This window comes from Paracoccus salipaludis (genome assembly GCF_002287065.1).
In the GTDB taxonomy this organism is placed as follows: domain Bacteria; phylum Pseudomonadota; class Alphaproteobacteria; order Rhodobacterales; family Rhodobacteraceae; genus Paracoccus; species Paracoccus salipaludis.
The window spans coordinates 19,651-29,702 of sequence record NZ_NSJZ01000013.1 but is presented as its reverse complement, the minus strand read 5'-3'; the positions used below and the strand labels follow the sequence as shown (position 1 = coordinate 29,702).

The 10,052-nt window shown below is 72.0% G+C and carries 12 protein-coding genes; 7 read left to right on the top strand and 5 right to left on the bottom strand.

The window, feature by feature from the left end:
- The first annotated feature begins 2 nt into the window (after positions 1-2).
- Together cobI and cobJ are read left to right on the top strand one after the other, a co-directional pair.
- Entirely contained in the window at positions 3-719 is a 717-nt protein-coding gene (cobI, locus tag CK240_RS13210) for a precorrin-2 C(20)-methyltransferase (RefSeq protein ID WP_095640803.1), read from the top strand.
- On the top strand, positions 716-1,450 hold the full coding sequence (gene cobJ, locus CK240_RS13205) for a precorrin-3B C(17)-methyltransferase (RefSeq protein WP_095640802.1): 735 nt from the start codon (positions 716-718) through the stop codon (positions 1,448-1,450). Before cobI ends, cobJ begins: the two co-directional genes overlap by 4 nt.
- Here cobJ and CK240_RS13200 read toward each other — a convergent pair.
- The gene (locus tag CK240_RS13200; RefSeq protein WP_240517420.1) at positions 1,429-2,199 is read right to left on the bottom strand and encodes a cobalt-precorrin-6A reductase; all 771 of its coding nucleotides are present in this window, start codon (positions 2,197-2,199) and stop codon (positions 1,429-1,431) included. The two genes, cobJ and CK240_RS13200, sit on opposite strands and share 22 nt — an antisense overlap.
- Between CK240_RS13200 and cbiE the strand changes: the two genes are divergently transcribed.
- The 5 genes from cbiE to cobA are packed head-to-tail and all read left to right on the top strand — an operon-like array spanning position 2,171 to position 6,531.
- Positions 2,171-3,346, top strand: a complete 1,176-nt coding sequence (gene cbiE / locus CK240_RS13195) for a precorrin-6y C5,15-methyltransferase (decarboxylating) subunit CbiE (RefSeq protein ID WP_095640850.1) — start codon at positions 2,171-2,173, stop codon at positions 3,344-3,346. The two genes, CK240_RS13200 and cbiE, sit on opposite strands and share 29 nt — an antisense overlap.
- The gene (locus CK240_RS13190) at positions 3,343-3,714 is read left to right on the top strand and encodes a cobalamin biosynthesis protein (protein ID WP_095640801.1); all 372 of its coding nucleotides are present in this window, start codon (positions 3,343-3,345) and stop codon (positions 3,712-3,714) included. The genes cbiE and CK240_RS13190 overlap by 4 nt, the downstream gene beginning before the upstream one ends.
- On the top strand, positions 3,711-4,484 hold the full coding sequence (cobM, locus tag CK240_RS13185) for a precorrin-4 C(11)-methyltransferase (protein ID WP_095640800.1): 774 nt from the start codon (positions 3,711-3,713) through the stop codon (positions 4,482-4,484). The genes CK240_RS13190 and cobM overlap by 4 nt, the downstream gene beginning before the upstream one ends.
- Complete coding sequence (locus CK240_RS13180; protein WP_095640799.1) at positions 4,481-5,788, top strand: cobyrinic acid a,c-diamide synthase CobB; 1,308 nt, start codon at positions 4,481-4,483, stop codon at positions 5,786-5,788. The genes cobM and CK240_RS13180 overlap by 4 nt, the downstream gene beginning before the upstream one ends.
- Positions 5,785-6,531, top strand: a complete 747-nt coding sequence (gene cobA / locus CK240_RS13175; protein ID WP_095640798.1) for a uroporphyrinogen-III C-methyltransferase — start codon at positions 5,785-5,787, stop codon at positions 6,529-6,531. The genes CK240_RS13180 and cobA overlap by 4 nt, the downstream gene beginning before the upstream one ends.
- Here the strand turns inward: cobA and cobF are convergent.
- From cobF to cobU, 4 genes are all read right to left on the bottom strand, one after another.
- Complete coding sequence (gene cobF, locus CK240_RS13170) at positions 6,489-7,256, bottom strand: precorrin-6A synthase (deacetylating) (protein ID WP_095640797.1); 768 nt, start codon at positions 7,254-7,256, stop codon at positions 6,489-6,491. The genes cobA and cobF overlap by 43 nt on opposite strands.
- A gap of 151 nt (positions 7,257-7,407) precedes the next feature.
- Positions 7,408-8,145 carry an adenosylcobinamide-GDP ribazoletransferase gene (locus CK240_RS13165; RefSeq protein WP_095640796.1) on the bottom strand — a complete coding sequence of 246 codons (738 nt, stop codon included), beginning with the start codon at positions 8,143-8,145 and terminating at the stop codon, positions 7,408-7,410.
- Positions 8,142-9,149: a nicotinate-nucleotide--dimethylbenzimidazole phosphoribosyltransferase gene (cobT, locus tag CK240_RS13160; RefSeq protein WP_095640795.1), complete on the bottom strand. Its 1,008-nt coding sequence runs from the start codon at positions 9,147-9,149 to the stop codon at positions 8,142-8,144. The genes CK240_RS13165 and cobT overlap by 4 nt, the downstream gene beginning before the upstream one ends.
- Entirely contained in the window at positions 9,146-9,649 is a 504-nt protein-coding gene (gene cobU, locus CK240_RS13155; protein WP_095640794.1) for a bifunctional adenosylcobinamide kinase/adenosylcobinamide-phosphate guanylyltransferase, read from the bottom strand. Before cobU ends, cobT begins: the two co-directional genes overlap by 4 nt.
- Positions 9,650-10,052 lie beyond the last annotated feature (403 nt).

Below are 10,052 nucleotides of genomic sequence, written 5' to 3'. Positions count from 1 at the left end.
CGATGTCCGGCAAGATCATCTGCATCGGCCTCGGCCCGGGCGATCCCGAGCTGATGAGCGTCAAGGCTCATCGGCATCTGACGAATGCCCGCCGTGTGGCCTTCTTCCGCAAGGCGGGCGCCCGGGGCGTGGCGCGCAGGCTCGTCGAGGGCCTGCTTCGCCCCGATGCCGCCGAGATCCCGATGGAATACCCGGTGACTACCGAGATTCCCCTGTCCGACCCGCGCTACAACGCGGCGCTTGCGGACTTCTACGAGCGATGGACGGCAGAGCTTTCCCGGCTGTCCGAGAAGGAGGACGTCGTGGTCCTCTGCGAGGGCGATCCCTTCTTCTACGGCTCGTTCATGCATCTTTACGCCCGGCTGCCGCGCGAGCGGGTCGAGGTGGTGCCCGGCATCCCCGGCATGGCGGGCTGCTGGGCGGCGACCGGCCTGCCGATCACCTGGGGCGACGACATCCTGACGGTGCTGCCCGCGACCCTGCCCGAGGAGGACCTGACCCGGCGCATCCGTGACACAGATGCGCTGGTGGTCATGAAGATCGGCCGCAACCTGCCGCGCCTGCGCGCCGCCCTGAAGGCCGCCGGACGGGCGGACCAGGCCTGGCTGGTCGAGCACGGCACCATGGCCGAAGAGCGGGTGCGGATGCTGTCCGAGGTCGAGGGGCCGGTGCCCTACTTCTCGATCGTGCTGGTGCACGGGCAGGGGCGCAGGCCATGACGGGATCGCTTGTCATCGCGGGGCTGGGGCCCGGCGCAGAGGCCATGATCACCCCCGAGGTCGCCGCCGCGCTGGACCGGGCGAGCGATGTCATCGGCTACATCCCCTATGTCGGCCGCATCGCCCCGCGCGAGGGGCTGCGCCTGCACCCCTCGGACAACCGGGTCGAGCTTGATCGCGCCGTGCACGCGCTGGAGCTTGCGGCCAAGGGAAGCCACGTCGTCGTGGTGTCCTCGGGCGATCCGGGGGTCTTCGCCATGGCCTCGGCGGTGTTCGAGGCCGTGGAACAGGGTCCGGCCCATTGGCGCGACCTGGACATCCGCGTCCTGCCCGGCATCACTGCCATGCTGGCCGCAGCGGCGGCGGCGGGTGCGCCGCTGGGCCATGATTTCTGCGCGATCAACCTGTCGGACAACCTCAAGCCCTTCGACCTGGTGCTGAAACGGGTGCGCCTTGCGCTGGAAGCCGATTTCGCCATGGCCTTCTACAACCCGCGCTCGACATCGCGCCCGCATCAGTTCGCGTCCGTTCTGGGCCTGCTGCAGGCCGTGGCCGGGCCCGAGCGCCTGATCATCTTCGCCCGCGCCGTCTCGACGCCCGCTCAGGAGATCCGCGTGGTGCCGCTGCGGGCGGCGCGGCCCGACGTGGCCGACATGCGCACCCTTGTCATCGTGGGTTCGTCGGCCACGCGGCAGGCCGGGCGCTTCGTTTACACGCCGAGGCGCGCATGAAGCCAGTCCATGATCCCGGCGACAGTGCCGCGCACGGGCCGGTCCGGCAGTTCGGGCCGGTCGATCATGATGACCGGGATGCCGAGCGTCCGGGCGGCGAGGATCTTCGCCTCGGCCCCGGCTCCGCCGGCGTTCTTGGCGACCAGCAGCTCCGTGCCATGCGCGCGCATCAGCGCAAGGTCGTCCTCGGGCCGGAAGGGACCGCGGGCGACCACCACCTCGGCATTCCGCAACGGGAAATCCGGGGCAGGCGCATCGACCAGGCGGGTCAGGAAGCGATGCTGCGCGAGGGGCGCGAAAGCCGCGAGATGCTGGCGGCCGATCGCCAGGAACACCCGCCTGCCGGGCCCGTCCAGGGCGGACGCCGCGCCCTCTGGGTCGGGAACATGGGTCCAGTCGTCCTGTGGTCCCGCCACCCAGGGCGGCCGCTCGAAGGCGCAAAGCGGCACCCCGGCCATGGCGCAGGCCACCACGGCATTGCGGCTGATCCGGGCAGCAAAGGGATGGGTCGCGTCGATGACCTGCCCGATGCCGTTGTCCCGCAGGAAGGCCGCAAGCCCCTCGGCCCCGCCGAAGCCGCCGCTGCGGACGGCAACCGGCTGCGCCCGGGGGCTGGCCACCCGCCCCGCATAGGACAGGATCGCGGGCCGGCCCGCATCGGCCATGGCCTGCGCCAGGCGGCTCGCCTCGGTCGTGCCGCCCAGGATGAGGGTCGGCCGGATGTCTGAATGGCTGTCGATCATCGGCATCGGGGAAAATGGCCTCAAGGACCTGACCGAGGCAAGCCGGGATGCGCTGGAACGGGCCGAGGTCGTCTTCGGCAGCCCGCGCCATCTGGCGATGGTCGACCACCCCGGCAAGTTCCCGTGGCCGGTGCCCTTCTCGCCGGCGCCCCTGCTGGCGTTGCGCGGCAGGCCGGTGGCGGCGCTGGTCTCGGGCGATCCCTTCTGGCACGGGGCGGGCGGCAGCCTGGCGCAGCAGTTGCCCGGCGGCGAATGGCGCGCCTATCCGGGCGTTTCCCTGCCGTCCCTTGCCGCCGCGCGCCTCGGCTGGCGGCTCGAGGAGGTGGCGTGCCTCGGCCTTCACGCCGCGCCGGTCGAGAAGCTGCGCCGCCACCTGTCCGAGGGCGCAAGGCTGATCGTGACCCTTCGCGACGGCGAGGCGCCCGCCGCCCTGGGGGGCTATCTGGCCTTGCTCGGCTTCGGCGCCTCGGTGCTGCACGTCATGGAACATCTGGGCGGCCCGAAAGAGCGTATCCGCCGTCACGCCGCCACCGACGATCTGCCCCGCTGCGGAAACCTCGTCGCCTGCGCCATCGAGGTCCGGGGCGGCAAGGGACTGCCGCATTGCTCGGGCCTTGCGGACGACCATTTCGACCATGACGGCCAGATCACCAAGCGCCCCGTCCGCGCGCTGGCCCTTTCGGCGCTTGCCCCGCGTCCGGGCGAGCTGCTGTGGGACCTCGGCGCGGGCAGCGGCTCGGTCGGGATCGAGTGGCTCTTGTCGCATCCCCGCAACCGCGCCATCGGCGTCGAGCGCGTGGCTGCCCGCGCCGCGCGGGCGCGGGCGAATGCCGCATCCCTCGGGGTGCCGCAGCTTGACGTGCGGCAGGGCCGCGCGCTTGACCTGCTGCCAGAGCTTCCTGCGCCGGATGCCGTCTTCGTGGGCGGCGGGCTGGACGCCCCGCTGCTTGACGCGCTGTGGGCCTGCCTTCCGGCGGGAACGCGTATCGTCGCGCATGGGGTGACGCTGGAAACCGAAAGCCTGCTGGCGCAGGCGCAGGCGCACCGGGGCGGAACGCTTCTGCGGATCGAGCTGTCGCAGGTGACGCCTCTGGGCGGCAAGCGGGGCTGGAAGGCCAGCTATCCCGTCCTGCAATGGAGTGCCGTGCGATGAGGGTCGTCGGTCTCGGTCTTCGCGCGGCGGCGAACCTTGGCAGCCTGGGCGAGCTGTTCCGGCGCCACGACGTCACGGCCGCGTTGCCGCTTGCCATCCCCGACTTCCGGCAGGCTCACCCGCTGGTCCGGGACCTGCAGGCGCGCGGCTACCGCATCCGCCTTATCCCTCAAGCCTCCCTGCGGGGCGTGAGCACCCCCACCCGCAGCCCCCGCATCCTGGCCCGCCACGGCACCGGCAGCATCGCCGAGGCCTGCGCGCTTGTTGCCGCCGGTCCCGCCGCAAGGCTGGTCCTGCCGCGCGTGATCTCGGCCGATGGCTGCGTCACCCTAGCCCTGGCCCGATCCGAGGAAAGTCCCGAACAATGACCGTCCATTTCATCGGCGCCGGCCCCGGCGCGCCCGACCTTCTGACGCTGCGGGGGCGGGACCTGATCGCGGCCTCGCCCGTCTGCCTTTATGCGGGCTCGCTGGTCCCCGTCGAGGTGCTGCGGCACTGTCCCGAGGGGGCGCGGATCATCAACACCGCGCCGCTGAGCCTTGACGAGATCATCGCGGAGATCGCCGCCGCGCACGGGCAGGGGCTGGACGTGGCGCGGCTCCACTCCGGGGACCTGTCGGTCTGGTCCGCCATGGGCGAGCAGCTTCGCCGCCTGCGGGCGCTGGGCATCCCCTGTGACGTCACGCCGGGGGTTCCCTCGTTTGCCGCAGGCGCCGCCGCCCTGGGCGCGGAACTGACGCTGCCCGGCGTCGCGCAAAGCGTTGTCCTGACCCGCACCTCGGGCCGCGCCTCGCCCATGCCGCCGGGCGAGACGCTGGCCGCCTTCGCCGCCACCGGGGCGACGCTGGCGATCCATCTGTCGATCCACCGGCTGGGCGAGGTCGCGGCCGAGCTTGGCGCGCATTACGGCACCGACTGCCCCGTGGCCGTGGTCTGGCGCGCAAGCTGGCCGGACCAGCGCATCGTGCGGGGAACGCTGGCGTCCATCGCCGCCGCCGTGGGCGAGACGATGGAACGGACGGCCCTGATCCTCGTCGGCCGCGCGCTGGCCGCCGAGGACTTCGACGAAAGCCGCCTTTATGCCGCCGACTATGACCGCCGGTTCCGGGCCGGGCGCGCGGATGCGGTGACTCGATGACCCGCGCCACGATCCCCGGCCTGATCGTCTCGGCCCCCCGCTCGGGCGCGGGAAAGACGACGGTGATGCTGGGGCTCTTGCGCTGCCTTGCCGAGGACGGCGTGAAGGTCCGTCCCTACAAATGCGGACCGGATTATATCGATCCCGCCTTTCACCGCGCCGCCTGCGGCGAGGCGTCGCGCAACCTCGACAGCTGGGCGATGGGGCCGGGGGTGCTGGCCGGCCAGCTTGACCTGCCGGGCGAGATGGCCGTGGCGGAAGGCTCGATGGGGCTGTTCGACGGGGTCGCGGCGGCCGGGGCCTTTGGCAACGGTTCAAGCGCCGACATCGCGGCGATCACGGGCTGGCCTGTCGTGGTGGTGATGGATGTCTCGGGCCAGGCGCAGACCGTGGCAGCGCTGGCGCTGGGGCTGAGGCACTTCCGCCCGGATGTGCGGGTCGCGGGCGTCATCCTGAACCGCGTCGCCTCGCCCCGGCACGAGCGGCTGTGCCGCCTTGCGCTGGACGGCGCGGGCGTCCCCGTCTTCGGCGCCTTGCCGAGACGCGGCGACCTGACCTTGCCCGAGCGTCACCTGGGCCTCGTGCAGGCGGTCGAGCATCCCGACCTGCAGGCGGCCATCGCGTCATATGCCGCTTTCCTGCGTGCCCATGTCGATCTGGCGGGATTGCGGGCGCTGGCCGCCGGCGGCATGCCCCTGGGGCCGTCCCGGCGCGGCCGTCCTCCGGCGCAGCGGATCGCGCTGGCACGGGACACGGCGTTCTCGTTCACCTATCCGCATCTTCTCGCCGGCTGGCGGGCGGCGGGGGCGGAGATCCTGCCCTTCTCGCCGCTGGCTGACGAACCGCCGCCGGAGGCAGATTGCTGCTGGCTTCCCGGGGGATATCCGGAACTTCACGCAGGACGGCTGGCCGCAGCGCAGAACTTCCTTGCAGGCGTGAGACGGTTTGCCGAGAACAGGCCGGTCCATGGCGAATGCGGCGGATACATGGTGCTGGGGCAAAGCCTGACGGATGCAGGGGGGCAGGTTCATCGCATGGCCGGGCTGCTGGGACTGGAAACAAGCTACGCAAGTCGCCGGATGCACCTGGGATACCGGCGCGCGCGGCTGCTTTCCCCCATGCCGGGCCATGGAAGCGGTCAGGACCTGCTGGGCCACGAGTTCCATTATTCCACGATCCTTTCGCAGCCGGACACCTCCTTGGCCGAGGTCGTCGATGCCGAAGGCAAGGCCGTCCCGGAAACCGGATCGCGGCGGGGAAATGTCACCGGCACCTTCTTTCACCTGATTGCGGAGGCGCCATGAGGGATGCGGGCTTCGTCAGCTTCGTGTCATCCGGCCCGGGCGACCCCGAGCTGCTGACGGTCAGGGCCGTGACGCGCCTGCAGGCGGCCGGGGTCGTGCTTTACGACGACCTGTCCTCGGGTCCGATCCTCGATCTCGCCTCGGGCGACGCGGAACTGATCCCGGTCGGCAAGCGCGCGGGCCGTGCCTCGGCCCGGCAGGACGACATCAACCGCCTGCTGGTGGACCATGCGAAAACCGGCGCCCGGGTGGTGCGGCTCAAATCCGGCGACGCGGGCATGTTCGGCCGCCTTGAAGAAGAGATCGCCGCCCTCGACGCTGCCGGGATCGGTTACGAGGTCATCCCCGGCGTCACGGCGCCTGCGGCGGCGGCTGCGGCGGCGGGCATCCCGCTGACGCGGCGCCTTACCGCGCGGCGCGTGCAGTTCGTGACCGGCCACGACGTGACCGGGGCGCTGCCCGGTGATCTGAACTGGGCCGCGCTGGCAGACCCCCAGGCGGTGACGGCCGTCTACATGGCGCGGGCGACCTTTCCCGACTTCGCAGCCAGACTGATCGCGCAGGGCCTTCCCGCGGAAACTCCGGCGATCCTCGCGGCCGGCGTGTCCACGCCCGCCGAGGCGCTGCACCGGGGCACGATCCGCGAGATCGTCGAACTGTGCCGCGTCCAGGCGCGCTCGACCGCCCCGACGCTGATCCTTTACGGGGCGCTTGCCCCTGATCCCTCGCGCCGCAGCAGGTAGATGTCCATGATCCAGCCCCGCCGCGCGCGTGCCTCCGCCCGTGCCCTGGTGATGCGGGGGCCTGCCTCGGACAGCGGCCCGTGGTCGAGGATCTCGCCCTCCATCCCCACATAGGCGCCCCACCAGATCGAGATCCCGGCCGGGTCCAGGGTGCTGAACGACGATTCTCCATCGAGCATCACCACAAGCGTGTCGATGCCCGCGGGCCAGCCGTGCGTGCGCAGGTGCCGTCCGGTGGTGACAAGAAACGGCTGGGCCAGGCGGTTGAGCGGGATGGCATGTGATGCCGCAAGCACCTGCAGCGACGTCAGGCCGGGCACGACCTTGAGATCCAGAGGACGGGCCTTCGCGATCCGCTCGGCGATGCGCAGGGTGCTGTCGAACAGCGCGGGGTCGCCCCAGACGAGCAGCGCGACCTTCCGCACCCCGGCGAAGGGCGCCAGCGCATCAAGCCACGCCTGCGCGATCGCATCGTGCCAGAGTTGCACCCGCCTTTTGTAGTCGGGAACGCCCGGGTCGCGCCCGGGCATCGGAAAGGTCACGAGCCGGGCGTCGTCCTTCCCCACGCAGCCGGCGGCGATGCTGCGGCGCAGGTCGGCCAGCTCCTGCTTGTCCTCGCCCTTGTCGGGGATCAGCAGGATGTCCGCTGCCCGGATCGCCTCGACCGCCTGCAGGGTCAGGTGGCCCGGATTGCCGGTCCCGATGCCGACAAGGGTCAGTTCCATGGCGCGGTCCCCCAGAGCTTCCGGCACGGCCTAAAGGCAAACCCGCGCCGCTCGCAAGGGCAGGGAGGACACAGCCGGCCGCAGGATGACTGCGGTCCCGCCTTGGCGGCCTGCGCGCGGCACCCTGCGGGCAGGCGGGCCGATGAACGACTTATCGGCCTGCGCCAAGCGTCAGCAGCAGCGCGCATTCGGCGACCTGCTGGCCGGCCCCCAGCACATCGCCGGTCTGCCCGCCGATCTTGGCCCGGGCGATCCGGGCCAGCACGGCGACCGCCAGGCTGGCGGCGCCCAGCGCAACCCAGCCCTGCGGCGCAAGCAGCATGGGCAATCCCCCCAGCAGGGCCGCCGCGAGGATGCTTCCTGCCCCTACGGTCCTTCCCTGCGCCCCGAGCCCGTCGGCGCGCGCGGCCGGCAGCCAGCCCATCAGCGCGACCGGGGCCACGCGGCTTGCCATGGCGACGGCGATCACGGCCACGACGGCCTGCATCTCGGCCAGCGCCTCCAACCCAAGCCAGCGCAGCCCCAGCGTCAGGATCAGCCCGACCGTTCCATAGCTGCCGATCCGGCTGTCCCGCATGATCTGAAGCCTGCGCTCCGGCGCGGCGCCGCCCCAGAAGCCGTCGCAGATGTCGGCAAGCCCGTCCTCATGCAGGGCGCCCGTCGCCATGACCTGCGCGCCGAGGCCAAGTCCCGCCGCAACCGGCGGCGACAGCCCCAGCGCCAGGGCTGCGCCCATCACCCCGGCTGCGATCAGGCCGACAAGGAAGCCCGCCAAGGGGAAGGCCCAGGCGGCCGAGGCCAGTGTTGGAACGGGACTGCGCAGGGATCCGCAGGGCACTCGCGTCAGAAGGACAAGTGCGAGTTGCGCCTGCGCGAGGCGCTGCCTCATGGCCCGCTGATCCCGGCATCGGCAAAGGTCGCCATGCCGTCGTGGCAGGCCAGGGCCGCGCGCACGATCCCCAGCGCCAGCGCCGCCCCCGTGCCCTCGCCCAGCCGCATGTCGAGGTCGAGGATGGCCGTCTTGCCCATGGCGGAGAGCAGCTTCGCGTGCCCCGGCTCGCGCGAGACATGGCCGACAAGGCAGTGGTCGAGAAGCCGGGGGTCCGCCGCGAACAGCGGCGCCACGGCCGCGGTGCAGATGAAGCCGTCAAGGATCACCGGGATGCGGGCCTCGCGCGCCGCCAGGACCGCGCCGCAGATCGCCGCCTGCTCGCGCCCGCCTAGGGCGGCAAGCGTTTCCAGCGGCGGCCGGTCCGGGTGGCGCGCCAGCCCCCGCGCGATCGCGTCGGCCTTGCGCCGGAGGCCGGCGTCATCCGAGCCGGTGCCGCGGCCGACCCACTCCGCCACCTCGCCCCCGAACAGCGCGGCGCAGAGGGCCGCCGAGATGGTCGAGTTGCCGATGCCCATCTCGCCAAGGGTCAGGATGTCGGCCTGCGGATCGACCGCCGCCGCGCCGCGGTTCATGGCGTCCAGCGTTTCGGCTTCGGTCATGGCCGGTCCGGCGGTGAAATCGGCGGTGGGACGGTCGAGGTCCAGCGCGATCACCGACAGCTCCGCGCCGTTCACACGGCAAAGCTGGTTGATGGCCGCGCCGCCCGCCGCGAAGTTCGCCACCATCTGCGCGGTGACCTCCTGCGGGAAGGGGTTGACGCCCTGCGCGCAGATCCCGTGGTTGCCGGCAAAGACCAGCGCCTGCGCCCTGGCGATGCGGGGCCGCTCGGTCCCCTGCCAAGCGGCCATGAACAGCGCGATCTCCTCCAGCCGGCCGAGCGAGCCCGGCGGCTTGGTCAGGCTGTCCTGCCGGCGCGCGGCGGCTGCGCGCGCCTCCTCGTCGGCGGAGGGCAGGGTGTCGGCGAGGCCCGCGATCCGGGCCAGGGTTTCAAAGCGCATCATTTCACTTTCACTGGAAGGCCGCACACGGCCAGGATGACCTCGTCCGCGACCTGCGCGACCTGCTGGTTCAGGGAACCCGCCGCGTCGCGGAAGACACGGGCAAGCCGGTTCTCGGGCACGATCCCGGCGCCGACCTCGTTGGTCACCAGCACCACGGGCGCGGCCTGGGCGGCAAGCGTCCGGGCAAGGCGCGCCGCCTCTGCCTGCCAGTCGCGCTCGGCCAGGATCAGGTTCGTGAGCCACAGCGTCAGGCAATCCACCAGCCGCGGCGCCCCGTCGGTAAGCGCAAGCGCGCCGCAAAGGTCGAGGGGCTCGGCATGGGTCCGCCACTGCGCGCCACGCCGTGCCCGGTGGACCGCGATGCGCTGGGCCATCTCCGCGTCGAGGGCTTGCGCTGTCGCGACATAGACCGCAGGGCTGCCGAAGACGAGCGTCCGGCTTTCGGCGATGGCGCTCTTTCCGGACCGTGCCCCGCCTGTCACAAGGATGATCGAACCCATGGATGTTCCGCTTCTTTGCCGTGGCGACGGTTAAGCACAGCCATGCGGATGACTGAAGGGCCATCGGGCCGTGGCTGACACCCGGCGGGCGGAACTTGTGCTGATCCGGCACGCGCCTGTCGCGGGCGCGGGGCGCCTTGCGGGCCGCCTCGACCTGCCGGCCGACCTGTTCGGCAGCGCGAGCCTCGCCCTCCTTGGCCGCGCGCCTGCCCGGCCGCGCAGGACTGGCAGGCTCGCCCGCGGCACGGTGCACCAGCATGGATCCGCAGGGGATCCAGCGCAGGTTCTTGCCGGTGCCGGCAGGGCATGGGCGGGGCTGGACCACGCCGGAACCCCTGCGGCTGCCGGGGAATGGCCGTCGATCCTCTGCCTGCGCCGGGCGCAAGGGCTGCCGCGCCCCACG